The organism is Luteimonas soli, from assembly GCF_042648865.1.
GTDB classification, from domain to species: domain Bacteria; phylum Pseudomonadota; class Gammaproteobacteria; order Xanthomonadales; family Xanthomonadaceae; genus Luteimonas; species Luteimonas soli.
This window is the reverse complement of sequence record NZ_JBHRYA010000007.1, coordinates 1,120,902-1,145,914: the sequence shown is the minus strand read 5'-3', so window position 1 is coordinate 1,145,914 and position 25,013 is coordinate 1,120,902. Positions and strand designations below refer to the sequence as shown.

Here is a 25,013-nt window from a genome sequence, read left to right as displayed (position 1 = left end):
GCCTCCGGGCCAACGAGCCTTGCTCCTGCAAGATCGTTCCCGCCCGGCCGGTCAGGCGATGCCGAGGCCAGGGATGCCGCTGATCGCCTGCGGGTCGAAACCGGCCAGTTCGGCGAAGTGCCGCCCGCGTTCGGTGTAGTCGCGGTAGGGACCGAAGCTGGGTGCGCCGGGCGAAAGCAGCATGACGCCCTCACCGGCGAGCACGGCGCGCGCCCTGCCGACGGCATCTGCCAGGTCCGTCGCGCCTTGCAGCGTGAATCCGGCCGAGCGCGCAATCGGTGCGAGCAGCTCGCCGATGCGCGGACCGTTCTGCCCCATCGTCACGATGGCCATCGGTGCGCGCGCCTTCATCGCTTCGGCGAAACCCGCCCAGTCCAGCCCGCGGTCGTGGCCGCCGGCCAGCAGCGCCACGCGGCGGTCGCGGAACACGTCGAGCGCCGCCAGGCTCGCGTGCGGCGTGGTACTGATCGAATCGTTGACCCAGGTGATGCCGTCGCGCACGCCGAGCACCTGCAGGCGGTGCGGCAGCGGCCGGAACGAGGCCGCATGCGGCGCCAGCGCCGCGCCGTCGAAGCCGAGCGCTTCGATTGCCGCGAGCACGGCGCACAGGTTGCCGCGGTTGTGGCGGCCGGGCACCGGCACGTCGCGGGTGTCGAGGACGAACGCATCGCCGCGATGCAACGCATCGCCGCGCATGTGCCAGCCATCCGCGCGGCCGAACCAGCGCACGTCGCTGTCCGGCAGCGAAAGCGCGGCCAGCCGTGGATCGTCCGCGTTGAGCACGGCGACGCGCGGCCGGGCCTGGGTCAGCAGGGCCAGCTTGTCGTCGATGTAGCGCTGCTCGCTGCCGTGCCAATCCAGGTGTTCCGGAAAGACGTTGGTCACCACCGCGACGTCCGGGCGCACGCCGCTGGCGGCAACGTCGCGGGTCTGGTAGCTCGACAGCTCGATCGCCCACAGTTCCGCATCGCCGTCGATCAGTTCCAGCAGCGGCAGGCCGATGTTGCCGCACAGCGCCGTGCGATGGCCACCGGCGCGCAGCAGGTGCGCCAGCAGCGCGGTGGTCGTGCTCTTGCCCTTGGTGCCGGTGACGCAGATGGTCCGCGCGTCAGGCCGCTCGGCGAACCACAGCGCGGTGCCGCCGATGAACCGCGTGCCGCGCTCGCGCGCCGCCACGGCTTCCGGCCGGTATGGACTGATCCCCGGCGACTTGATCACCACGTCGAACGCGGCGAGGCGTTCGGCGCTGGCTTCGGTTTCCACCTGCAGCGCCGGATCGCCGAGTGCGAGCACCTGCTCCGCCTCGTGCCCTGCGCAGAACAGTGTCAGTGGCAGCGTGCCCTGGCCTTCCGAATCCCGGCTTTCAACAGCCGAATGGCTGGTCATCCCGAATCCCGGGCGCTCTACAACAGCCGAAGGCTGGTCATCCCGTGCGCGCAGCGCACGGTACGCCGCCCGCCCCTCGCGCCCCCAGCCCCACAGCGCGACGCGCTGGCCTTCAAGCTGCGAAATGCGCACGCAGCTGCTCCCAGAGCGCCGGCGGGATGCGATGTTCGTCGTCGACCACCAGCAGCGGCGCGATGTCGAGTTCTTCGGCGTCCAGCTGCGGCAGGATCTCGCTCGCGAAGCGCTTGACGATCGCGTCTTCCTTCCACTCCGGCCGACGCGCCAGCGCGGCCATCGCCGCGCGCGATTCGCGGCCCTCGCCGACGCACTCGAACGGCTTGTGGTCCTGGTACTCGAGCAGCGCGTCGTAACCGGGCACCTGTTCCGGATCATCGAGCAGGTTACGGCCGAAGATCGCCACCAGCCGCGGCTTGGGCATGAACGGCGCCAGCGCCAGGAACACGAAGTGGCACTTCGGGCATACGCCGCACCAGCGCCCCACCGGGCGCTCGCCGAGCAGGTGGAAATTGCGGTTGCAGCTGGAGAAATGCGCGTCGTAGCGATCGCTCTTCGCGAACTGCCGCGCCACCGCCAGCTCGCTGAGCGGGCGCAGCAGCGAGTAGTAGTGGAGATCGGCGGCGACTTCGCGCTGCACGTGCGCACCGAAGTCGCGCTCGAACATCCAGCCCTTCGACCACTGGTGGTTCACCTCGCCCGTACCTTCGATCAGGCTGCCATAGCTGGCCGAGCGTTCGTTGGAGAACACCACCTGGTCCGCGCCCAGCAGCACGGCTGCGAACACCATGATCGCCGAGTTGATCGCGGTCACCGGGATGTGCCCGTTCCACGCGCCCTGGCGGTTGTATTCGAACAGCTCCGGCGCCAGCTGGCGGCCGATGTTGAGCGTCGGCAGGCCGGTACGTTCGGCGCAGGCGCGGATCAGCTGCGAGCCGCCGATCCAGGTGACGGTCTGCGCGACACCGGCCCTGCGCAGGGCTTCGATGGAGACGAGGGAGTCCTTGCCGCCGCCGATGGCGACGAGGGCGTGGCGGTGGAGTCTTGACCCCTCCCCTCCCTGCTTTTCTCCCTCCCCCTCAGGGGGAGGGCCGGGGTGGGGGTGGGGTTCGGCGCCGCCCACGGGAAACCCATCCCCACCCAACCCTCCCCTTGAAGGGGAGGGCTTCAGAGCGGGGAATCGAATCCGACCGTGCAGGTCCAGCCCGTTGCGATACGCGAACTCGCCCAGCCCGTTGAGATAGATCTCTTCCAGCAGCGCCGCGGTCTCCGTATCGATCGCATACGAATCGATCCGGATTTCCCCAGGCACCGCCGCCTTGTAGTAGCTCACGCCGGCGATCAGGTGCAGCAGCCGCAGCGCCTGTTCGGCCGCCCGTGCACGCGCGGCGTCGAGTTCGAACGGCGCGCCGGGCACGGTGACCGTCTCGACCAGCTCGGGTCCGTCGTCGAAGGCGTACACCAGCCGCGCGATGCCGGTTGCAGCGTCGAAACCGCAGCGCACGAAGCGGAAGCTGCGCACCGCGTCCCTGTCGAACGGCGTCATCGCGCCCCCTCCAAACCGAAGCCGCGCGCCTGCCGCAGGAAGCGGCGGCACAGGAAGTATTCGATGCACAGCGCCGGCAGCGCGCCCAGCATCAGGCCGAACAGCACCGCGTACACCGCGATCGCCGGTACCCAGGCCAGCGCTTCGCCCAGCCCACCGGTTCCGGAGAACAGGTACGCCACGCTTTCGGCCAGCGCCATCCACGCGCTGGCCAGCGGCGCGAACAGCAGGAAGGACAGCCCCACCGTGCGCAGCGCCAGTCCGAAGGCCGTCCACTTGCGCGCGTCGCGGTCGACGTTTTCCCACCACGCGGTGACCCACCACGACGCCAATCCTGCCGCCATCGCCGCCGCGGGCGCGACGCTCAGCGAGGCGCCCGCGTTGCGGTGCCATGACGACAGTCCCGCGCCGCTGAGCACGCCGATGACGACGTAGGCCAGCACCGCCAGCACGGCCGCCACCACCGCGTTGATCCAGGCCAGGCGCTTGCGTGCGGTCATTCGAGCACGTCCTCGCGCGGCAGCGCACGCAGGTTGTAGCGGTTGGCCATGACGAACCCGTAGGCACCGGCGTCGGCAACCAGCGCCACGTCGCCTTCGGCCGTCGCCGCCGGCAGCATGCGCCCGGCGCCGAACACGTCCCCGGATTCGCAGATCGGCCCGACCACGTCGAACGCGGTGTCCGTCGCCTCTTCGATGCGGGCCAGGTTGTGGATGCCGTGGTAGGCGTCGTACAGCGTCGGCCGCATCAGCGCGTTCATGCCGGCGTCGAGGCCGACGCGGCGGATGCCCTGCTTTTCGACCACCTGGGTCACGTGCGCGAGCAGCACGCCGCACTCGGCGACCATGTAACGCCCCGGCTCCACCGCCAATGCGTAGCGCGGATACGCGGCCTTGATCTCGGCCAGCCCCGCCGCCCATGCGGCGAGGTCGAACGGATGCGCGTCGGGCTTGTACGGGATCGGCAGGCCGCCGCCGATGTCGATGGTGTCGACCGTACCGACGCTGTCGGCGAAGCCGGCGAGCTCGGCGTAGACCTCGCGCCAGTGCGCCGGGGTCACGATGCCGCTGCCCAGGTGCGCATGGATGCCGCTGATGCGCGCGTCGAGCTTGTGCGCGTGCTCGACGAAGGCGTCGAACGCCGACAGCGGCAGCCCGAACTTCGACGCCGCGCCGCCGGTGACCACCTTGGCGTGGTGGCCGTCGCCGCGGCCCAGGTCGATGCGCAGCCACAGCGCGCGGCCACGGAAGACGTCGGGCCAGTTGCGCAGGGCCTCGACATTGTCGATCGTCACTGTGACGCCGAGCGCGAACGCGGCTTCGTACTCGGCGCGCGGCGCGAAGCTCGGCGTGAACAGAACCCGCGCCGGATCAAGCCCCGGCAGCGTCTCGAACACGTGCTCGAGTTCGCCCAGCGACACGCACTCCAGCCCGAAGCCTTCCGCCGCCAGCGCGCACAGCAGCGCCGGGTGCGGGTTGGCCTTGATCGCGAAGTAGCGGCGATCGATCGCCTCCACGTCGAGCAGCGAGCGAGCGCGCTCGCGCAGCGTCGGCAGGTGGTAGACGTAGGCCGGCGTGCCGTGCGCGGCCAATGCAAGCAGGCGTTCGCGCTCGCCGCGCCACCAGGGCTCGGCGCGCTGCGGGCGACCGTGCTCGATCTCGTGCCAGCTCGGCCCGAACACGCTCGCGTCGCGCACCGGCATCGCCTCGCTTTCGATCAACTCGGCGTGCAGCACCGGCAGCAGGCCATCGGCGTCGGCCTCGTCGATCACGAAGGTCAGGTTGAGGTCGTTGGACGACTGCGAGATCAGGTGCACGCGCTCCTGGCCGAACGTGGCCCACACGTCGGACAGCTTGTGCAGCAGCGAGCGCATGCCGCGCCCGACCAGGGTGATCGCCGCGCACGGCGCGATCACCTTGACCCGGCAGACCTTCGCCAGGTCCGTGGACAGCTCGGCGAGCACGTCGGTGCTGACCAGGTTCTCGCTGGGATCGAGCGAGACGGTGACGTTGGTTTCCGACGAACCGATCAGGTCCACCGACAGCCCGTGGCGCCGGAACAGTTCGAAGATCTCGGCCAGGAAGCCGACCTGCTGCCACATGCCGACGCTTTCCATCGACACCAGCACGATGCCGTTGCGGCGGCTGACCGCCTTGACGCCAGGCACGGTTTCGCCTTCGCCATCGATGCGGGTGCCCGGCAATTCCGGGTGCTCGGTGTCGAGGATCGCCAGCGGCACGCCGGCGTCGCGGCAGGGCTTGATCGAACGCGGGTGCAGCACCTTGGCGCCGGTGGTGGCGATTTCCTGCGCCTCGGCGTAGTCAAGGCGCGTGAGCAGGCGCGCATCGGGCACCACGCGCGGGTTGGCGCTGAACAGGCCGGGCACGTCGGTCCAGATTTCAACGCGCTGCGCACCGAGCAGCGCGCCGAAATACGCCGCGGACGTGTCGGAACCGCCGCGGCCGAGGATCGCGGTACCGCCGTCGGCGTGGCGGGCGATGAAGCCCTGGGTGAGCAGCATCCGCGCCGGCTGGGCGTGAAAGCGTTCGTGGAAGCCGTCGGCAGGTTCGCGCCGGCACGACACCGACAGCCGCGTCGACCAGGCGTTCTGGTTCGGCAGCGCGACCGCGTCGAGCCAGTCGCGCGCATCGCACCAGCCGAAGTCCAGGCCCTGCGCATGCAGGTAGGCGGCGCCGAGCGTGGACGAGAGCAGTTCGCCCTGCCCCATCAGCTCGGCCTGCCAGTCGAGTGGATGCGTGTCGGCGCGCTGGTCGTCACCCAGCGCGCGCAGCGCGTCCAGGCGTTCGCCGAGGACCGGTTGCGGGTCGAGGTCCAGTTCGCGCGCGAACGCTTCGTGGCGTTCGGCCAGCGCCGCGATCCGCGCGCCGCGGTCGGTCGCGCCTTCGGCGATCGCCTGCAACTCGTTGGTGACGCCCGACAAAGCCGAGACCACCACCAGCACGCGCGCGCCACTTTCGTCGGCGCGTTGTTTCGCCAGCCGGCCGATGGTGTCCCAGCGGTGGCGGCGCGACACCGAAGTGCCGCCGAACTTGAGCACGATCCAGCGATCGGAAGGGGAGTTGGTGGGCATCGAAGTCGTGGTGCGCCCGCGCGTCGGGCATGAACACGCGATTCTAGGGCCTGCGGTCGCCGCCGCCCACCCTGCCCCGCTCTTGTGGGAGCGGCTTCAGCCGCGAGCTCTTGCCTTGGTCGAGCTGGATGCCGAAAGCTCGTGGCGGAAGCCGCTCCCACGAGGACATTCTTCGCTTGCCGCGCGACAGCAGCCGCCTACACTTGCCGCCCGCTCGCCCCCCTTCCCCAAGGATCCCCATGCCACGCCCCTATCTCCAGCTCGACGTCTTCGCCGACCGCCCCGGCGTCGGCAATCCGCTCGCCGTCGTGCTCGATGCGCAGGGCCTGGACGACGACGCCATGCAAGCGATCGCGCGCTGGACGCGGCTGCCCGAAACCACCTTCGTCCTTCCCGCCACCACGCCCGACGCCGACTACCGGCTGCGCATCTTCAGCCCGCGCCACGAGGTGCCCTTCGCCGGGCATCCCAGCGTCGGCACCGCGCACGCGGCGCTGGAAGCCGGGCTAGCCGCGCCGCACGACGGCCTGCTGGTGCAGGAAGGCGCCGCCGGCAACCTGCCGCTGCGGGTGGAGGGCGCGGGGCACGCGCGCACCATCGCCGTGCGCACGCCACGCGCACGGCAGGTGGAAATCGCCGACGCGGCCGATCCCCGGCTGCGCGACGCGCTGGCATCGCTGCCGCTGGGCGCGCTGCCGCCGGCGCTGATGGACGGCGGCCGCCGCTGGTGGCTGGCGGAGCTGCGCGACGAGGCGGCCCTGCGTTCGGCCGAACCGGACTGGGACGCGATCGCCAAACTCGCAACCGACACCGGCAGCATGGGCCTGTGCGTGTTCGCTCGCAGCAGCGATCCGGTCTACTACCTCGCGGTACGCGCCTTCGTCGGCGCGCCGGCGCGGTTCGAGGACGCCGCCTCCGGCGCCGCGAACGCGACGCTGGCCGCTTGGCTGGCCTCGCAGGACGCGCTGCCCGGCCCGGACGGCCATTACCGCATCAGCCAGGGCCGCGAGGTCGGCCACGACGCGATCATCGAGCTGTTCGTGGACAATGCCGGCGACGTGTGGTCCGGCGGCCGCGTGCAGACGGTGGTGCGCGGCGAAATCGCCTGGTGACGCAGGTCGGGGCTACGCCCCCGACGCCCCGCGATGCACGAATCCGCGGGAAGAACGCGCGATCGGCGGGTAGAGACCCGCCCACGCGGAAGACGAAGATCAAGAGCCGTCGGGCGCGTAGGCCCGACCTACACGCCGCTTCACAAGAGCCGCTCCCGCGCGACCGCCTATGGCTTCGTGGATTCGTCCGCCTCGTACACGGGCTTGCCGTCGACCCACGTCGACTCGATCTGCAGATCGTCGAGCTGCGACGCCGGCACCACGAGCGGATCCTCGGCGAGGACCACGAAATCCGCCCGCATCCCGGGCGCCAGCTTTCCAACCTGCTTCTCGTCGAAACCTGCATACGCGGCATCCGACGTGAACCCGCGCAGCGCTTCGGCCACACTCAGCCGCTGGTCCGGGAGCCAGCCGCCGGGCGGCTGGCCGTCGCGGTCCTGGCGCGTCACCGCGGCGTACAGGCCCAGGCGCGGATCGGGCGATTCGACCGGGAAGTCCGAGCCCAGCGCCAACCGTGCACCGCTGTGCAGGAAGCGCTGCCAGGCATAGGCGCCGAACAGGCGCTCCTTGCCCAGGCGCTCCTCGGCCCACGGCATGTCGGACGTGGCATGGGTGGGCTGCATCGAGGCGATCACGCCCAATGGCGCAAAGCGCGGGATGTCCTCGGGCGAGACGATCTGCGCGTGCTCGACGCGCCAGCGATGGTCGCTCTTCGCGTCGTCGCCGAGCACGCGCTCGTAGGTGTCGATCACGATGCGGTTGCCGCGGTCGCCGATGGCGTGCGTCGCCACCTGCACGCCGCAGCCCTTGGCCTTGCGCACGATGCCTTCGTAGGTGGCCGGATCGGTGACCAGCAGGCCGCGGTTGCCGGGCTCGTCGCTGTAGTCGGCCAGCAGCGCGGCGCCGCGGCTGCCGAGCGCGCCGTCGATGTACAGCTTGACGCCGCGCATCTGCACGCGGCCGCCGGGGTGTTCGTAGGTGCCGTGCGCGCACAGGTCCGCGAGCGCGCCGCTGTCGCCGTTGGCATAGGCGTCGATGCGCAAGGTCAGCTTGCCGGCGTCGGCGAAGCGCTTGTACAGCGCCAGTTCTTCGCGCGACACGCCCATGTCGTGTACGCCGGTCAGGCCGTCGCGCGCCGCGGCAACGAGCGCGCGCTCCAGCGCCTGCGCGCGGTACGCGTCATCGGGCGCGGGCATCTGCGCGCGCACCAGGCCCATGGCCTCGTCGACGAACACGCCGGTCGCCTTGCCGCCTGCGCGCAGGATGCGGCCGCCGTCGGGCTGCCAGTCGCCAGCCAGCGGGCGATCCGGATTGGCCTGCTCGACGAGCTTGAGCGCCGCGCTGTTGGCCCAGCCGGCGTGCCCGTCCACGCGCTCCAGCCACACCGGGCGATCGGGGAACGCCGCATCGAGGTCGGCAGCCGTGGGGAACACCTTTTCCGGCCAGTCGTTCTGGTCCCAGCCGTTGCCGATCAGCCAGGCGCCGTCGGGCAGTCGCTCCTTTTCCGCGAACGCCTTGAGGCGCGCAAGGACCTCTGCCTTGTCGCGCGCGCCGACCAGGTCTGCCTGCATCAGCGCGTAGCCCAGGCCCATGACGTGCCCGTGCGCGTCGATCAGGCCGGGGATCACGGTGGCGTCGCCTGCGTCGATGCGTTCAGCGTCCGGGTATTGCGCCAGCAGCACCTTCGCTTCGCCCACGGCGAGCAGGCGCCCGGATTCGTCCCAGGCCATCGCCTCGACGCGCGGCTGTTCGGGATTTGACGTGTGGATGCGCGCGGCGGTCAGCAGGTGCACGTCGGCAGCCTGCGCGGACGCGGCGGCGAGGCAGCACAGCGTGGCGATCCAGGTGATGCGGCGCATGTGGGCGACTCCATGAGGAATCGCGTCACTATGCCGCCGGGTGTCGGGCGCGGCAACGGGCGCGGGCATTCCGCACGACTGTTGCAGGAGCGGCGGAAGCCGCGGGCATTCAACTTCGCGGACGGAATCGGGAATTCGCGGCTTCCGCCGCTCCTACGGGGATCGAGCCATCCCGATCAGCCGAGCAGTTCCGCCTCCAGCGTGATCGGCACCGCGCTCAGCGCCTTCGACACCGGGCAATTCTGCTTGGCATCGTCGGCAATCGCGCGGAACTTCGCGTCGTCGATGCCGGGCACCTTCGCCTTCGTCTGCAGGCGGATCGCGCTGATGGTGGGGCCGCCGTCCATCGACAGGTCGACCTCTGCGCGCGTGTCCACCGCGTCGGGCGCATGGCCGGCCTGGGCCAGCGCGTTCGACAGCGCCATGGTGAAGCAGGCCGCGTGCGCGGCGGCGATCAGTTCCTCGGGGTTGGTGCCCTTCTTGTCGCCGAAGCGGGTGTTGAAGCCGTAGGCCGTCTCGGTCATCAACCCGCTCTGCGGCGTGCTGATCGTGCCGCCTCCGGTCTTGAGGTCGCCTGACCAGTGGGCGGTGGCGTGGCGGGTCGTGGCCATGGGATGTCTCCGTACGTGGGGCGGGAGGCGCAGCTTAGCCACGGCTGCGTTATGCGCGCGTTCGCTTTGCTGCGCTGCAACGGGACGCTGCGTTCACCGCCGCGCTATCGTCCCCGTCCCGCCATGACCGCCCGCCGAGCACGCCGCTCGGTCGACGCGCTTCCCCAGCGGACAGCCATGACGTCGCATGCGGATCCGCCGCAGCCGCCGCAGCGGTTCGACGAACGGATCCGTCCCGGGAGCCCGGCCCCGATGCCGGCTCTCCCAGCACGACGGGAGGAACTGGCTCATGCCGTACTCGACTCCGGACATCCGCAACGTGGCCCTGGCGGGCCATCCAGGCGCCGGCAAGACAACCCTGTTCGAAGCCCTGCTGCATGCCGGCGGCGCCATCCAGGCGGCAGGCACCGTGGAGCGCGGCAACACGGTTTCCGATTTCGATCCGATGGAAAAGCAGCGCGGCCACTCCATCGACGCCGCCATCGCAAGCCTCGACCACGCGCCGGCCTCCGTGCGCAGCGTCCACGTCAACCTGATCGATACCCCCGGCTACCCCGATTTCCGCGGCCCCACGCTGTCCGCGCTGGCCGCCGTGGAGACAGTGGCGATCGTGGTCGACGCCGACAAGGGCGTCGAGTACGGCACCCGCCGGATGATGGCCCGGGCGCAGCAGCGCGGCCTGTGCCGGGTCGTCGTGATCAACAAGATCGACCACGACGCAGCCGACTGCGCGCGCGTGCTCGAGGAACTGCGCGACGAATTCGGCCCCACCGTCCTGCCGCTCAACCTGCCGGCCGACGGCGGCAAGGCGGTGGTCGACTGCTTCGGCCAGGCATCGGGCGAAAGCGACCTCGGGCCGGTTGCCGATTGGCACCAGAAGGTCATCGACCAGGTGGTCGAGGTCAACGAAACGGTAATGGACCACTACCTCGACCTGGGCGAAGACGGCCTGTCCGGCGACGAGCTGCACGACGCGTTCGAGCAGTGCCTGCGCGAAGGCCACCTGGTCCCGGTGTGCTTCGTGTCCGCGCGCAGCGGCGTCGGCGTGGCCGAACTGCTCGACATCGCCGAACGCCTGTTCCCGCATCCCGGCGAGGCCAACCCGCCGCCGTTCGCGAAAGGCGCAGGCGCCGACGCGACCCCGATCGAGGCGCGTCCCGATCCCGATGCGCACGTGATCGCCGACGTATTCCGCATCGTCAACGACCCGTTCGTCGGCAAGCTCGGCGTGTTCCGCGTCTACCAGGGCACGGTGAAGAAGGACTCGCAGCTGTTCGTCGACGACGGCAAGAAGCCGTTCAAGGTCGCGCACCTGTTCAGGATCCAGGGCAAGGACCACGTCGAGGTCACGCAGGCAATCCCCGGCGACATCGCCGCGGTGGCGAAGGTGGACGACCTGCACTTCGACGCCGTGCTGCACGACTCGCATGCGGAGGACCACATCCACCTGGCGCCGCTGGACTTCCCCCGGCCGATGTTCGGCCTGGCCATCGAGGCCGGCAGCAAGGGACAGGAACAGAAGCTCGCTACCGCGCTGCACAAGCTGGCCGAGGAGGATCCCTGTTTCCAGGTCGAGCACCTTCCGGACACCAACGAGACCGTGGTCCGCGGCCTGTCCGACCTGCACCTGCGCGTGAACCTCGACCGGCTGAAGGAGCGCCACGGGGTCGAGGTCACCACGCGACCGCCGCGCATCGCCTATCGCGAAACCGTGGCCGCGAAGGCCGAGGGCCACCATCGGCACAAGAAGCAGACCGGCGGCGCCGGCCAGTTCGGCGAGGTGTTCCTGCGCATCGAGCCGCTGCCGCGCGGCGGTGGCTTCGAGTTCGTCGACCAGGTCAAGGGCGGCACCATCCCCGGCCAGTTCCTGCCGGCGGTGGAGAAAGGCGTGCGCCAGGTGCTCGACGGCGGCGCGATCGCCGGCTACCCGATGCAGGACGTGCGGGTGATCGTCTACGAGGGCAAGCACCACCCGGTCGACAGCAAGGAGGTGGCCTTCGTCGCCGCGGGCAAGCGGGCGTTCCTGGACGCAATCGCCAAGGCCCGCCCGCAGGTGCTCGAACCAATCGTCGACCTGGACGTGAATGCGCCCGAGCAGCACATGGGCGACATCAGCGGCGGCCTGGCCAGCAAGCGCGCACGCATCAGCGGCACCGACTCGGTGCGCGGCGGCGAGATCGTGGTCAAGGCGCAGGTGCCGCTGTCGGAGCTGGAAGGCTACGCGGCGGAGCTCAAGTCGGTTACCGCAGGGCGCGGGCGCTATTCGCTGGATTTCAGCCACTACGAACCGGTGCCCGCGCAGGTGCAGCAGAAGCTGGTGGAGGCGTACAAGCCGCGGCACGACGAGGACTGACCGCCCCCACCCTTTCCACGGATCCCGGTGCCGGGAAATTTTCTGACGGGGGATGCCCCGCCGCCGACATGCTCCCGCCGGGCCGAGGCAACCGAGCGGATGCAGGGCGAAACAGGAGCATTTTCATCGAAAAGTACTTGGCGCAAGCGGTTTCTTGGCCTACATTGCGCTTGCCGACGGGTTCGGCCCATCAATCAACCAACGAATACGGAACCACACACACATGGCGAAGAAAGCGAAAAAGGCAGCCAAGAAGGTTGCACCGAAGAAGGCCGCTGCAAAGCCGGCCGCGCCGAAGCCGATCAAGGAAGCCCTCAGCAAGTCGGGCCTGGTCGCCCACATCGCCAACGCCACCGGCGTTGCCGCCAAGGACGTGCGCGCCGTGATGGCCTCGCTCGAAGGCGCAGTGCAGGGCTCGGTCAGCAAGAAGGGCGTCGGCTCGTTCACGCTGCCCGGCCTGCTGAAGATCACCGCCGTGAACGTGCCGGCCAAGCCGCGCCGCAAGGGCATCAACCCCTTCACCAAGGAAGAGCAGTGGTTCGCCGCCAAGCCCGCCTCGGTCAAGGTCAAGGTGCGCCCGCTGAAGAAGCTCAAGGACGCCGCCGCCTGATCCAGGCAAGCGCGTGATGGTGGAGCGGCACGCCGCTCCGCCGACGGACGGGCCGGATGCGTTTCCCTCGGGAAATGCTCCGGCCTTTTTCATGGGCGTTGTAACGGCGTGCGGCTCGCGCTGCAGAGGAACCGACATGGCGAAGGCAAAGAATGCCGGCGAAGCACAACGGCTGGCCGACATCCCCAACATCGGCCCGGCGATGGTCGCCGACTTCCGCAACCTCGGCATCGAGCAACCGGGACAACTGGCCGGCAAGGATCCCTACGCACTGTACGAGCGCCTGTGCAGCGTGACCGGCGTGCGCCACGACCCTTGCGTCATCGATACCTTCATCAGCGCGGTGCGCTTCATGGAAGGCGCGCCGCCGCGCCCCTGGTGGCACTACACGGCTGAGCGCAAGCGCCACCTGACGACTGCCCGGCGCTGATCGGACGGCCTGCATCCCGCCATCGCCTCCATCGACGCAGTGAACGGTGCGGAGTAGCATCGCCGCGACATCGGCGCGCGGCGCGCGATGCACAACCTGAAAGGGGAGCACGCCATGGACAAGCGCTTCTGGGTCTGCGGACTGGTCATGTCGGTCGCCGCGCTGCTGCTTGGATTCATCGTGCACGGGCTGCTGCTCGCGCCTGGCTACGCCGCGCTCGGCGCGATGTACCGCAGTGACGACGACAGCCGCCACTACGCGCACTGGATGGTGCTGGCGCACGTACTGGTCGGCTTCGCGATGACCTGGATCTATGCGCAGGGGTTTTCCGACGGACGCTCATCCGCGATGCAGGGGCTGCGCTTCGGCGTGGCGATGGCGCTGTTCTCGACGATCCCGGGTTACCTGGTCTACTACGCGGTGCAGCCGCTGCCGGCGGCGCTGGTCGCCAAGCAGCTGGTGCTGGGCACGATCGCCACCGTGCTGCTCGGCCTGCTCGTCGCCTGGCTGCAGCCGCGGCGCAAGGTGCTTGCCGAACTGCCCTGAGGCATCGTCCCGTTCGCCACCTGCCTGCCGCCATCCCGTGCGCGCCCTGTCCTAATGCCGCATTCACCTCGTTCGCGTAAGGTGCGCGCCATCGCTTCCCGCCACGGAATCACCATGCGCAACGTCGCACGCAGCCTGTCCGTTTCCGCTGCCGTCCTGCTGCTCGCCGCGTGCTCGACGATCGGCGCGATGTCGGCCTGGCTCAACGACCAGGTCGCGTTCTCGCCTTCGCAGCTGCAGCGCTCGCTGGACAACCGGTTCCCGCGCACCTTCGACAAGCTCGGCGGACTGGTGGCGGTGACCCTCACCAACCCGCGGCTGTCGATCCCGCCGGGCGACACGCGCCTGCGGCTCGAGTTCGACATCGGCATGGGCGCGCTCGGCAGCGAGGGCGCGCCCACCGGCCACCTGGCGCTCGCCAGTGGCCTGCGCTACGACCCTTCGACGCAGGGCCTGCACCTGGTCGATCCCGACCTGCAACAGTTCGACCTGCCCGGTTCCGGCGCCCTGCTCAAGGGCGGCGCACGCGGGGTGGTCAACAGCCTGCTCGCCGAGTACGCCCGAAGCGAGCCGGTCTATCGCCTCGATCCCGACCTGCTCGCCAAGCTGCCCGCGGGCAAGCGGATCGGCAACGTCGGCATCGAGCGCGGCACCGTGGTCGTCCACCTGGATCGCTGAGACACGAAACGCCGAGGCACGCCATGTCCATCACACCGAAACTCCTCGCCCTGGCCTGCGCATTGTCCTGCGCGATCACGCTGCCCGGCTGCGGCGACAGGTCTGCCACGGCTACGCAGCAACCCGGAACGCAGGCGGAGGACACAGCACTGCCGAAGCCCGACCAGCCCGGCGGCTCGATCACCGGCATGTCTTCGCAACCGGGACCGGGCGAGGTACCGCTGACGGGCGAGCCGCCACCGCCGGTGGTGGCCGAACCGGCCGACCAGGTTGACCTGCTCAACCCCGAGACCGGCCTGCTGCCCGGCTCCGCGCCGTCGCCCGACCCGTTGCAGGCCGGCCTGCCTGCGGAACCTACCCCGCAGGACGCAGTCGCGGTGATCGGCGACTACTACGCCGCGATCGACGCCGGCAGCTACGCGCGCGCCTACGCGCTGTGGTCGGACGGCGGCCGCGCCAGCAAGCAGACGCCGCAGCAGTTCGCCGACGGCTTCGCCGATACCGCGCAGGTGGTCGCCACCCTCGGCGACCCGACCCGCGAGGACGCCGGCGCGGGCCAGCGCTACATCCAGGTCCCGGTCGGCATCACCGCCACCGCCACGGACGGCAGCGTCCGCCGCTATGCCGGCACCTACACCCTGCACCGCACCGTCGTCGACGGCGCCACCGCCGAACAGCGCGCGTGGCGCATCGCGTCGGCGGACCTGCGGGAGGTGAAGCCGTAAGGTGGGGGCTGGGGGCTGGGGGCTGGACACTAAGAGCAGCAAATTGATGACGCCCCTAGCCCCTAGCCCCTAGCCCCTAGCCCCTAGCCCCTAGCCCCTAGTCCCCAGCCCCTAGATCTCAAACCTGTAACTCAGCTTGACCAGCAGCTGCTCGTCGTCGCGCAGGTCGAAGCTGTCGCGCAGGCCATCGAACGGGTCTTCAGAAAAACCATCCTCGCGGTAACCACCGCGGCCGTAGACCACGTACAGGTAGGACAGCGGCGCCAGTTCGTAGCGGTAGCGGATCTGGAAACCCAGGTTGCGCACGCTGAAGTCCTCGATCGGCTCGTCGCTGGCCACCGCGTTGCCCGAGGCGTCCACGCGCCAGGCCTGCTGCGCGCGCGCGTCGATCGCCAGCGTCTGCAGCTTCACCCGCAGCTCCTGGCGGCTGCCGATGTTCCAGTCCAGGCCGGCGTTGAAGTGCCATTCGCGGCCTTCGAAGCTGCCGATCAGATTGTCGTGCTGCCACACCAGCCAGTCCGGCGTGCGGTCGGCGTAGAAGCCGGCGTTGAGACTGAGGGCGTCGCTGATGAAATAGGTCGGCTCGAACTCGATCGCGTAACCCACGCGGTCATTGCCCGCCAGTCCACCGCTGACCGCATCAACCTCGAATCCGTAGGCCCAGTCGCCCTTGCGCGGCCTGTCGTACTCGAAGGCGGCGTTGAAGTTCGACGGCAGCTTCACCGCGCCATTGCCCCGGGTGAGCAGGTCGTCAACGCCCGGACTGTTGACGTTGATCTGCGCATACTCGTTGCTGCCGTTGCGCAGCTGGCTGCGGCGGCTCATCCGGAACTGGTCGTGCAGCAGCTGGCCGTGGTCGTTGGTGATCCGGCTGATGCGCCAGCGCCAGTCCTTCGACGCGTAGCGCGACTCCTCCGGCAACCCGGTGAAGCGGCGCGAGACTTCCCAGTGGCCGTAGTTGAGGTCGTTCTGCGACAGGTAGCCGAGGTCGTTGATCTGCAGCTCGTCGCCGAAGTGCATCGCGATCCACTGCTGGCGCCAGCCGCCGCCCATCTCGTAGTCGGCCCAGATGGTGGCGCCGAGGTCGTCCGAATCCTGCCCCGGCTGGCGGATCTGGCTGCCGAACAGGCGGGTGCGGATGTTCCAGCGCGGGCTCGGCCGCCAGTTGTGGTCGACGCCGACCACGGTGGCTTCGCGATCCAGGTACGGCCGGTCCACGCGCGTCAGCATCAGGCCCAGGTTCTGGGTGCTGAAGTCGCGCACCAGCCGCAGCGCGCCGAACGTGCGCCCCGCCTCGCCGGACTCGTCGGCGGCGAACACCCCGTACTTCGTCGCGCCAAGGCTGCCGTTGAGCTTCACTGCGGCGGTGATGTCGCCGGAGCCCTCGCCGTCGTCGGCCGGGCCACCCACGCGGCGCGTGTACAGCAGCTGGCTGTAGTCGGACGGCGTGGTGTATTCGAAGAGGCCCTGGTTCTCGGTGAAGAACGGCCGCTTGTCGCTGACGAAGGTCTCGGTGGCGCCGAAGTTGACCACCAGGTCGTCGCTCTCGACCTGGCCGAAGTCCGGGTTGAGCGTGGCGGTGAGCTGGAACTGGCCGTTGGGCTTCCAGAAGATGTCTGCCCCGCCGTCGAAATCGCTGCTGCCGCCGACGTTGTCGTACAGGCCGGAGACGTAGGGCGTGACCGCCAGCAGCGACTGGCTGTACACCGGCACCTGGAGCGGCTTGAAATCCGACAGGAAGCGCGACTGCATGAAACTCGCCGCCGGCCACGCCACGCGTTCGCCGGTGGAGCCGATGACGCGGTCGACGTAGACCTTCAGCGTGCGCTGGCCGTCGCTGCCCTTGCGCATCGGCGCGATGTACCAGGGGATCAGCATCTCGGCCGACCAGCCGTCGGCGTCGTTGCCGGTCGCATGCTTCCAGTTGCCGTCCCAGTCCTTGTTGAACTGGGTTTCGTTGGTGACCACGGCGTCGAACACGCCGTCGGTGGAACTGATGGTGAAGTTGTAGCCAGTGCGGCCGTCGCCGTCGAAGTCGACCATCAGGTTGACCCGGTCCACCTGCTCCTCGAAGTCGCGCTGCACGCGCTGGTTGGTGCGCGGCACGGACGCCGGCTGGGTGTTGCGGAACGCGACCGCCAGGCCCTCGGGCGTGGCCAGGATCCAGGCCTCGGTCGGCAGCGAGGCGGGCGCGCCGGACAGCGGCTGCACCTTGCGGAAGTCGGTGACGTGGTGCGCGCCCCGCCACTCGGCCGGGTCAATGCGGCCGTCGATCTCGACCGCGAACGCGGGCAGGGACAGCATCGGCAGCAGCGCGAAGGCCAGGCGGGCAAGGCGCATTCGGAATTCCGTCTCGTGCGGGGCCGGTTCCCCGGGGTGCGTGCACGTTACCGGCGCAGCACGGCCCCACCGACTGGCACAAGTCATGCAAACCTTTTCGGCGTTCGCTGCATCTGCAACGCGAAAGCCCGCCATGGCGGGCTTCCAGGTCGATGAATGTGACGACCTTCGCAGGCCCGGGAATGGCTCAGCGCTTGGGCTGCAGCATCGTCCCGGTGCAGTTCTTCGCGCCGCACTTGCAGCCCCAGAGCTTCTTCAGCTTCGCCGTGTGCGGCTCGTCGAGGGTGATGCCGTAGTTGTAGGTCAGCTCCTCGCCCGGCTTGATCGTGCGGATCGCTTCGATGAACACCTTGTCCTTGTGGGCCTTGCCCTTGGGGTTCTCCTCGATCACCGCCTCGCAGTTGGGCTTGCAGCTGTGGTTGATCCAGCGCGCGATGTTGCCGTCGACGTTGGCATCGACCACGTAGTCATCGTTGAGGGTGAACAGGAACGTATGGCCGTCCTCGTCCAGGTCGCCGTACTCCTCGTCCACTTCGTCGTGGCTGCGCAGCTTGCCCTTGTAGCGGACGATGCGCTCGCCTTTCTCGATGGTCTCGGTGGCGAACACGCCGTTGCCGTGGATGGGCGACAGGCGGGCGGCGATCTTCTTCTTGGGCATTGCGTGGTTCCGGACGACGGCGGGAAGCACCGGATTATGGCCCATCCCGCCGGCGACGCGCGGCTACCCCTGCACCGCGCCCTAGAAGACGACGTGCCAGAACCCGGTCCAGTACAACGCCATGCCCAGGCCGAACGCGACCCAGAAGAGACTCTTCAAACCGCGCCACATGCGCCATGCGACGAAGATGGCGCCGATCGCCAGCAGCCAGCGCAGCAGCTGTCCGCGGCCCGCATTGCCGGGCAATGCGGTGGCGCGTTCGACCAGCTGGCCGGCGACGCCCTGCAAGGTGGTTTCGAGGGGGCTGCGGGACTGTGTGGTGTGCATGGCGGGGCTCCTGTGTGTTCCAGGTGGGGAACGCCATCCATCTTCCGCACCGCCCCCGCCCCGCGCCATGCGCGACCGTCAGCCATCGCGGGTGACAGCCGTCACCCGGCCGCGCCCGCGGTGCAGGCTTGTACCCGCGGCCGGGCAAAGAGTACAATTTTGGTCCTGATTGACAGACAGCCAGAAGCGACCCGACCGCTTCGAGCCACCCCCATGCTCCGAGTCACCAAGCTCACCGACTACGCGACCGTCGTACTGACCGTACTGGCGAGCGAGCCCGACGCCGTCGCCAGCGCCGCCGGCCTGGCCGAGCGCGCCGGCCTGGAGGCCCCCACCGTCGCCAAGCTGCTCAAGCCGCTGGCCCAGGCGGGCCTGGTCGAGGCCTTCCGCGGTGCCAACGGTGGCTACCGGCTGGCGCGGCCTGCGCAGGACATCTCGCTGTTCGAAGTCGTCGAGGCGATGGAAGGTCCGCTGGGCATGACCGAATGCAGCGTCCACGCCGGCAGCTGCGGGATCGAGGATTCGTGCAACGTGCGCGCCAACTGGCGCCGGATCAACGACGTCGTCGCCGACGCGCTGCGCGGCGTGTCGCTGGCGCAGATGCTGTCGCCGCAATTCACTTCAACTTCCGGCAAGCCGTCGAGTGGCCGCGCGATCCCCGCGCGCCTGACCGCCAGCTGAGGCAAGACCCCATGTCAGTAGAAAACGCAGAAATCATCGAACAGCTCGGCCGCCGCTACGACGCCGGGTTCGTCACCGACATCGAATCGGACAGCTTCGCGCCCGGCCTGTCGGAAGACGTGGTGCGCGCGCTGTCGGCGAAGAAGGAAGAGCCCGAGTGGATGGCCGAGTGGCGCGTGGCCGCCTACCGCCACTGGCTGACCATGCCGGTGCCGCACTGGGCAAAGCTGAAGATCGCGCCGATCGACTTCCAGGCCATCAGCTACTACTCCGCGCCCAAGGGGCCGAAGTACAAGTCGCTCGACGAAGTGCCGCAGGAACTGCTCGACACCTACGACAAGCTCGGCGTTCCATTGCATGAACGCGCCAAGCTCGCCGGCGTGGCGGTGGACGCGGTGTTCGACTCGGTCTCGGTCGGCACCACGTTCCGCAAGGAGCTGGCCGACAAGGGCATCATCTTCTGCTCCATGTCGGAGGCCATCAAGGACCATCCGGAGCTGGTGAAGCAGTACATCGGCAGCGTGGTGCCGCCGGGCGACAACTACTTCGCCGCGCTGAACTCGGCGGTGTTCTCCGACGGCTCGTTCGTGTTCATCCCCGCGGGCGTGAAGTGCCCGATGGAACTGTCCACCTACTTCCGCATCAACGCCGGCCACACCGGCCAGTTCGAGCGCACCCTGATCATCTGCGAGGACCGCGGCCACGTGTCCTACCTGGAAGGCTGCACCGCGCCGATGCGCGACGAGAACCAGCTGCACGCGGCGGTGGTGGAACTGGTCGCGCTCGAAGACGCCGAAATCAAGTATTCGACCGTGCAGAACTGGTATCCCGGCGACGAGGAAGGCCGCGGCGGCATCTACAACTTCGTCACCAAGCGCGCCGAATGCCGCGGCGACCGCAGCAAGGTCACCTGGACCCAGGTCGAAACCGGTTCGGCGATCACCTGGAAGTACCCGAGCTGCGTGCTGCTGGGCGACGACTCGACCGGCGAGTTCCACTCCGTCGCGCTGACCCACCACCGCCAGCAGGCCGACACCGGCACCAAGATGATCCACGTCGGCAAGCGCACCAAGAGCAAGATCATCAGCAAGGGCATCAGCGCCGGCCGCGGCCAGAACACCTACCGCGGCCTGGTCAAGGTGGCGCCCGGCGCCGACGGCGCCCGCAACTACACCCAGTGCGATTCGCTGCTGATCGGCAAGAAGTGCGGCGCACACACCTTCCCCTACATCGAGGTGAAGAATCCCTCCGCCACCGTCGAGCACGAGGCCACGACGTCCAAGATCTCGGACGACCAGATGTTCTATTGCCGCTCGCGCGGCATCTCGCAGGAAGACGCGGTGAGCCTGATCGTCGACGGCTTCTGCAAGCAGGTCTTCCGCGAGCTGCCGATGGAGTTCGCGGTGGAGGCGAAGAAGCTGCTGGAAGTCTCGCTGGAAGGGTCGGTCGGATGACTCCGCGTACGCCGCATTGCCTCTGGCTTGCTGGCCTGTGCCTGGTTGCCGCCGCGGCTTGCAGCGCCGGCACGGCGGAATCACCCCGCGTCGCGGAAGCTGGTGTCAGCGTGTCGCCCGCTGCGCGCGGCGAATCCGGCACGGCCTCACTCGCGCTCGTTGCCATCGACCCGATGCCGTCGCCGCGCGCGGCGCATTCCGCAACGCGCCTGCGCGATGGACGTGTCCTGATCGCCGGCGGCTGCAGCGCGGACGGCTGCGAGGAAGGCATCGCCGGCGACGCGATCGTGTTCGACCCGAGAGACGCGGGATTTTCGCCTGCAGGCAACTTGGTGGAGCCACGGGTCGGCCATCGCGCCATCATCCTCGCCGACGGCTCGGTCCTGCTGCTGGGCGGTTGGACGCGTAGCGGCGTCACTGACCTGGTCGAGCGTTACGTGCCGGAAACAGGGCGCTTCGAGGCGGCGGGACGGATGCTCGAGCCGCGTGACGGTTGCAGCGCGACGCTACTCGCCGATGGCACGATCCTGATTGCCGGCGGCTATGGCGACGGAATGCGCAGGCTCGCCACTGCCGAACGCTACGATCCCGCGAGTGGACGCTCGCGCGCCGTCGGGTCGATGTCGCAGCCGCGGATGTCGCATACCGCAACATTGCTACCGGACGGGCGTGTACTTGTTGCCGGCGGCTCGCGCTCCAGCAGTGAAGTTCTCGCAACGCTGGAGGTTTTCGACCCCGCAACCAGCGCCTTCACGCCAGCCGGAACGCTGGCGCGCGCGCGCCACAAGCATGCCGCAGTCGCAATGGACGATCGCGTGTTGCTGCTTGGGGGCGCGTCGATTCCAGAATCCGATGGCCATTTCGCCGACAGTGAATGGTGGGGCGAGGACGGCACATCGGCGGGTCCGCGCATGGCGACTGGGCGCTACAAGTTCCTCGACTCCCTGGCAGTACTCGACGACGGCAGCGTGCTGGTCGCAGGTGGCGGCGCGAATGCCGAAGTGCTTTCGGCCGATGGCGATGCGTTCGCCACGCTCGACGAACGCATCGGCCAACAGCTCGCATTCGCGACCGCCACGGCACTCGACGATGGCCGGATCCTCGTCGCAGGCGGTTACGACCCCGATATCCGCGTCAGCCGCAAGGCCTGGCTGGTCTCCCGATCCACGCCTGCCGGCAGCGCACTCCCCACGACAACGAACTGAATTCCCGACATGCTCAACATCGACAACCTTCATGCGTCCATCGCCGGCCGCGAAATCCTCAAGGGCCTTTCGCTTGAAGTGAAGCCCGGCGAAGTGCACGCCATCATGGGCCCCAACGGCGCCGGCAAGTCGACGCTGGGCAACATCCTCGCCGGCCGCGAGGGCTACGAGATCACCGAGGGCAATGTGCAGTACGCCAGCCGCGACCTGCTGGCGCTGGAGCCGGAGGAGCGCGCCGCTGCCGGCGTATTCCTGGCGTTCCAGTACCCGGTGGAAATCCCCGGGGTGAACAACACCTACTTCCTGCGTAGCGCGCTCAACGCGCAGCGCAAGACCCGTGGCGAGCCAGAGCTGGACTCGATGCAGTTCCTCAAGGTCGTGCGCGAGAAGCTCGCCGTGCTCAACCTGGACGACAAGCTGCTGCACCGCGGTGTCAACGAGGGCTTCTCGGGCGGCGAGAAGAAGCGCAACGAGATCTTCCAGCTCGCCGTGCTCGAGCCGAAGCTTGCGATCCTCGACGAGACCGACTCGGGCCTGGACATCGACGCGCTGAAGACCGTCGCCGAGGGCGTCAACGCGCTGCGCTCGCCCGAACGCGCATTCATCGTCATCACCCATTACCAGCGCCTGCTCGACTACATCAAGCCGGACGTGGTGCACGTGCTGGCCGACGGCCGCATCGTCGAAAGCGGCGGGCCGGAACTGGCGCTGCAACTGGAGGAACACGGCTACGCGTGGATCAAGGACCGCGTCACGCCGGAGGCGGTGGCCTGATGGCAGCCCTGCTCGATTCGCTGACTGCAGGCTTCGACGGCGACAGCGCGCGCAAGGCGGTACTGGACGCGATCTTGCGCGACGGCCTGCCCGGCCCGCGCAGCGAAGCGTGGAAGTACACGCCGCTGCGGGCGCTGGAGCGGCGCGCCTTCGCGCCCGTCGAAGCGGCTGTTGCGGCATTCGACCCCGCATTGATCGCGGACATCCCGGCGCCGCGGCTGGTGTTCGTCAACGGCGTCCACGACGCCGCGCATTCCGACACCGGCGCGCTTCCCGATGGCGTTTCACTGGTCCCTGGCGAGATCGACGGCACGCCGCGCGCAGCCACCGCGGATACGCGCCCGGGCGACGACGTGTTCGCCAACCTCAACTCCGCACTCGCGCGCACCGGCGTGGTGCTGCGGGTCGAAGCCGGCGCGGACATCGGAACACCGCTGCACCTGGTCTTCATCGGCACGCCTTCCGACACGGACCGCGCCTGGCACCTGCGCCACGCCATCCACGTGGGCGAAGGCGCCTCGCTGGTCCTCGCCGAACACCACCTCGCCACCGATGCACACCGCCACCTGGACACCGCCACGCTGTCGCTGCGCCTGGAACCGCGCGCGCGCCTGCGCCACGCGCGCATCCACGACGCCGCCGATGGCGCGACCAGTTTCCTGCGCACCGACGCCGTACTCGCCGAGGACGCCGAATACCGGCGCCTGGACCTGGAGCTGGGCGCCGCCCTGTCGCGCCACGAACTCAACGTGCGCCTGGAGGGCGACCGCGCGCGCGTGGTCGCCAACGGCGTGCTGCTGGTCGCCGGCAAGCGCCACCTCGACACCCGCCTGGGCATCGAACACGTCGCCCGCGACACCGCCTGCGAACTGACCTGGCGCGGCATCGGCGCCGGCCGCGGGCGCGCCGTGTTCCACGGCGGCATCACCATCCATGAGGGCGCGGACGGCAGCGACGCCAACCTGTCGAACAAGAACCTGCTGCTGTCCGAGGGCGCGGAGATCGACACCCAGCCGGTGCTGGTGATCCACGCCGACGAGGTCAAGGCCGCGCACGGCGCGACCGTGGGCCAGCTGGACCCGGGCGCGATGTTCTACCTGCGCTCGCGCGGGCTGCCCGCCGACGACGCTCGTCGCCTGCTCACCGTCGCCTTCATGCGGGAGCCACTCGGCGTGATCGCGTCCGACGCACTGCGCTCGGCGCTGGAGGCGCGACTGGACGCGGCGCTGGCGGCGCTCGAGGACGGAAAGTGAGCCAGCCGGGCGCCGCACCAGGGCAAGGCCGCGCCGACGCGGCCGTCGACTGGGCGCGCGTGCGCAGCGACTTCCCGCTGCTGCGGCGCGAGGTCAACGGCAAGCCGCTGGTGTACTTCGACTCGGCCAACACCGGGCAGAAACCGGCGGCGGTGATCGAGGCGGTCGACGGCTTCTACCGCCGGCACAACGCCAATGTCAGCCGCGCCGTGCACACGCTGGGCGGCGAAGCGACCGAACTGTACGAGGACGCGCGCCGCAAGCTGGCGCGCTTCATCAACGTGCGTCCCGACGAGCTGGTGTTGTGCAGCGGTACGACGTTCGCGATCAACCTGGTCGCCTACTCGTGGGCCCTGCCGCGGCTGAAGGCCGGCGACGCGATCCTGCTCACGCGCATGGAACACCACGCCAACATCGTGCCCTGGCAGCTGGTGGCGCAGCGCACCGGTGCGCGGATCGAAGTGGTCGAACTGCTGCCCGACGGCTCGCTTGACCTCGACATGCTGCGCGTGAAGATGACCGCGGGCGTGAAGCTGCTCGCCATCGCCCACGTCAGCAACGTGCTGGGCACGGTCAACCCGGTGCGCGAGATCTGCCACGAGGCGCGCAAGCGCGGCATCGTGACCGTCGTCGACGGCTCGCAGGCGCTGCCGCACCGGCCAGTCGACGTGGCCGCGATCGGCTGCGACTTCTACGCCTTCACCGGGCACAAGATGTGCGGCCCCACCGGCACCGGCGCGCTGTGGGCGCGGCGCGAACACCTCGAAGCGATGCCGCCGTTCATCGGCGGCGGCGAGATGATCCGCGAAGTGCGCTTCGACGGCACGGTGTTCAACGACGCGCCGCGCAAGTTCGAGGCCGGCACGCCGAACATCGCCGGCTTCGCCGGGCTGGGCGCGGCGGTCGACTACCTCGAAGCGCTGGGCATGGACAACGTGGAGACGCGCGAGCAGGAACTGCTGGCGCACCTGGACGAGGAACTGGCGAAGGTCGAAGGCCTGCGCGTCTACGGCACCGCGCCCGGCAAGGCCGCGGTGGTGTCGTTCCTGGTCGAGGGCGCGCACGCCCACGACCTGGCCACCCTGCTCGACATCGAGGGCGTGGCGATCCGCTCCGGCCAGCATTGCGCGCATCCGCTGCTGCAGTGGTTCGGCATCGGCGCCACCTGCCGCGCGTCGCTGGCGTTCTACAACACGCACGAGGAGATCGAGGCCTTCGTCGCCGCCCTGCGCAAGGTGCGCGGGCTGCTGGGCTGAGGCCGGGAATCGGGGGAGGGTTCTCCGCGCTTGCCCCCTTTGGAAAAGGGGGTATGGGGGATTTGCTTCGGCTCTCGTCTCGGCCCCCAAAAAGCTCGCGGCT

22 protein-coding genes are annotated in these 25,013 nt (G+C 69.3%); 13 read left to right on the top strand and 9 right to left on the bottom strand.

All coding sequences use genetic code 11. The features are described from left to right. Positions 1 to 51 precede the first annotated feature (51 nt). From murD to ACFONC_RS12655, 4 genes are read right to left on the bottom strand one after another with little or no spacing between them, the layout of a single operon-like run. On the bottom strand, positions 52 to 1,518 hold the full coding sequence (gene murD, locus ACFONC_RS12670) for a UDP-N-acetylmuramoyl-L-alanine--D-glutamate ligase (protein ID WP_386744573.1): 1,467 nt from the start codon (positions 1,516 to 1,518) through the stop codon (positions 52 to 54). Next, positions 1,499 to 2,947 (bottom strand): UDP-N-acetyl-alpha-D-muramoyl-L-alanyl-L-glutamate epimerase, encoded by a 1,449-nt coding sequence (gene murL, locus ACFONC_RS12665; protein ID WP_386744571.1) that lies wholly within the window; start codon positions 2,945 to 2,947, stop codon positions 1,499 to 1,501. The genes murD and murL overlap by 20 nt, the downstream gene beginning before the upstream one ends. Further along, positions 2,944 to 3,447: a hypothetical protein gene (locus ACFONC_RS12660; protein ID WP_386744570.1), complete on the bottom strand. Its 504-nt coding sequence runs from the start codon at positions 3,445 to 3,447 to the stop codon at positions 2,944 to 2,946. The genes murL and ACFONC_RS12660 overlap by 4 nt, the downstream gene beginning before the upstream one ends. Further along, a complete protein-coding gene (locus ACFONC_RS12655) occupies positions 3,444 to 6,038 on the bottom strand; it encodes a bifunctional aspartate kinase/diaminopimelate decarboxylase (protein WP_386744568.1) in 2,595 nt (864 codons plus the stop codon). The genes ACFONC_RS12660 and ACFONC_RS12655 overlap by 4 nt, the downstream gene beginning before the upstream one ends. Before the next feature lie 239 nt (positions 6,039 to 6,277). Here ACFONC_RS12655 and ACFONC_RS12650 point away from each other — a divergent pair, with 239 nt between their 5' ends. Beyond that, on the top strand, positions 6,278 to 7,150 hold the full coding sequence (locus tag ACFONC_RS12650) for a PhzF family phenazine biosynthesis protein (RefSeq protein ID WP_386744566.1): 873 nt from the start codon (positions 6,278 to 6,280) through the stop codon (positions 7,148 to 7,150). 167 nt (positions 7,151 to 7,317) lie between these two features. On the opposite strand, the gene ACFONC_RS12645 is transcribed toward ACFONC_RS12650, so the two are convergent. Further along, positions 7,318 to 9,009 carry an amidohydrolase gene (locus ACFONC_RS12645; RefSeq protein ID WP_386744565.1) on the bottom strand — a complete coding sequence of 564 codons (1,692 nt, stop codon included), beginning with the start codon at positions 9,007 to 9,009 and terminating at the stop codon, positions 7,318 to 7,320. A gap of 176 nt (positions 9,010 to 9,185) precedes the next feature. Continuing rightward, the gene (locus ACFONC_RS12640) at positions 9,186 to 9,620 is read right to left on the bottom strand and encodes an OsmC family protein (protein WP_386744563.1); all 435 of its coding nucleotides are present in this window, start codon (positions 9,618 to 9,620) and stop codon (positions 9,186 to 9,188) included. A 289-nt stretch (positions 9,621 to 9,909) separates the two neighbouring features. Here ACFONC_RS12640 and fusA point away from each other — a divergent pair, with 289 nt between their 5' ends. The 6 genes from fusA (at position 9,910) to ACFONC_RS12610 (ending at position 14,962) form a co-directional block, all read left to right on the top strand. Further along, entirely contained in the window at positions 9,910 to 11,973 is a 2,064-nt protein-coding gene (fusA, locus tag ACFONC_RS12635) for an elongation factor G (RefSeq protein ID WP_386744562.1), read from the top strand. 223 nt (positions 11,974 to 12,196) lie between these two features. After that, positions 12,197 to 12,583 carry an HU family DNA-binding protein gene (locus tag ACFONC_RS12630; RefSeq protein ID WP_386744560.1) on the top strand — a complete coding sequence of 129 codons (387 nt, stop codon included), beginning with the start codon at positions 12,197 to 12,199 and terminating at the stop codon, positions 12,581 to 12,583. A gap of 136 nt (positions 12,584 to 12,719) precedes the next feature. Continuing rightward, positions 12,720 to 13,013, top strand: a complete 294-nt coding sequence (locus ACFONC_RS12625) for a helix-hairpin-helix domain-containing protein (RefSeq protein WP_386744558.1) — start codon at positions 12,720 to 12,722, stop codon at positions 13,011 to 13,013. Positions 13,014 to 13,127: 114 nt separating this feature from the next. Next, positions 13,128 to 13,559, top strand: coding sequence for a hypothetical protein (locus ACFONC_RS12620; RefSeq protein ID WP_386744556.1), 432 nt, complete (start codon positions 13,128 to 13,130; stop codon positions 13,557 to 13,559). A gap of 114 nt (positions 13,560 to 13,673) precedes the next feature. Continuing rightward, positions 13,674 to 14,237, top strand: a complete 564-nt coding sequence (locus ACFONC_RS12615) for a DUF1439 domain-containing protein (RefSeq protein WP_386744554.1) — start codon at positions 13,674 to 13,676, stop codon at positions 14,235 to 14,237. Positions 14,238 to 14,260: 23 nt separating this feature from the next. Further along, positions 14,261 to 14,962, top strand: a complete 702-nt coding sequence (locus ACFONC_RS12610) for a hypothetical protein (protein ID WP_386744552.1) — start codon at positions 14,261 to 14,263, stop codon at positions 14,960 to 14,962. A 111-nt stretch (positions 14,963 to 15,073) separates the two neighbouring features. On the opposite strand, the gene ACFONC_RS12605 is transcribed toward ACFONC_RS12610, so the two are convergent. From ACFONC_RS12605 to ACFONC_RS12595, 3 genes are all read right to left on the bottom strand, one after another. Further along, the gene (locus ACFONC_RS12605; RefSeq protein WP_386744550.1) at positions 15,074 to 17,302 is read right to left on the bottom strand and encodes a DUF5916 domain-containing protein; all 2,229 of its coding nucleotides are present in this window, start codon (positions 17,300 to 17,302) and stop codon (positions 15,074 to 15,076) included. 187 nt (positions 17,303 to 17,489) lie between these two features. Then, positions 17,490 to 17,960, bottom strand: coding sequence for an SET domain-containing protein (locus tag ACFONC_RS12600; protein ID WP_386744548.1), 471 nt, complete (start codon positions 17,958 to 17,960; stop codon positions 17,490 to 17,492). A gap of 81 nt (positions 17,961 to 18,041) precedes the next feature. Then, complete coding sequence (locus ACFONC_RS12595) at positions 18,042 to 18,287, bottom strand: hypothetical protein (protein WP_386744546.1); 246 nt, start codon at positions 18,285 to 18,287, stop codon at positions 18,042 to 18,044. 213 nt (positions 18,288 to 18,500) lie between these two features. Here ACFONC_RS12595 and ACFONC_RS12590 point away from each other — a divergent pair, with 213 nt between their 5' ends. From ACFONC_RS12590 to ACFONC_RS12565, 6 genes are read left to right on the top strand one after another with little or no spacing between them, the layout of a single operon-like run. Next, positions 18,501 to 18,968, top strand: a complete 468-nt coding sequence (locus ACFONC_RS12590; RefSeq protein WP_386744544.1) for an SUF system Fe-S cluster assembly regulator — start codon at positions 18,501 to 18,503, stop codon at positions 18,966 to 18,968. A gap of 11 nt (positions 18,969 to 18,979) precedes the next feature. Then, positions 18,980 to 20,422: a Fe-S cluster assembly protein SufB gene (sufB, locus tag ACFONC_RS12585; protein ID WP_386744542.1), complete on the top strand. Its 1,443-nt coding sequence runs from the start codon at positions 18,980 to 18,982 to the stop codon at positions 20,420 to 20,422. Beyond that, on the top strand, positions 20,419 to 21,627 hold the full coding sequence (locus ACFONC_RS12580; RefSeq protein WP_386744540.1) for a Kelch repeat-containing protein: 1,209 nt from the start codon (positions 20,419 to 20,421) through the stop codon (positions 21,625 to 21,627). Before sufB ends, ACFONC_RS12580 begins: the two co-directional genes overlap by 4 nt. A 9-nt stretch (positions 21,628 to 21,636) precedes the next feature. Then, the gene (gene sufC / locus ACFONC_RS12575; protein WP_386744538.1) at positions 21,637 to 22,401 is read left to right on the top strand and encodes a Fe-S cluster assembly ATPase SufC; all 765 of its coding nucleotides are present in this window, start codon (positions 21,637 to 21,639) and stop codon (positions 22,399 to 22,401) included. Beyond that, entirely contained in the window at positions 22,401 to 23,654 is a 1,254-nt protein-coding gene (gene sufD / locus ACFONC_RS12570; protein ID WP_386744536.1) for a Fe-S cluster assembly protein SufD, read from the top strand. The genes sufC and sufD overlap by 1 nt, the downstream gene beginning before the upstream one ends. Continuing rightward, the gene (locus tag ACFONC_RS12565) at positions 23,651 to 24,910 is read left to right on the top strand and encodes a cysteine desulfurase (protein ID WP_386744534.1); all 1,260 of its coding nucleotides are present in this window, start codon (positions 23,651 to 23,653) and stop codon (positions 24,908 to 24,910) included. Before sufD ends, ACFONC_RS12565 begins: the two co-directional genes overlap by 4 nt. Positions 24,911 to 25,013: the final 103 nt, after the last annotated feature.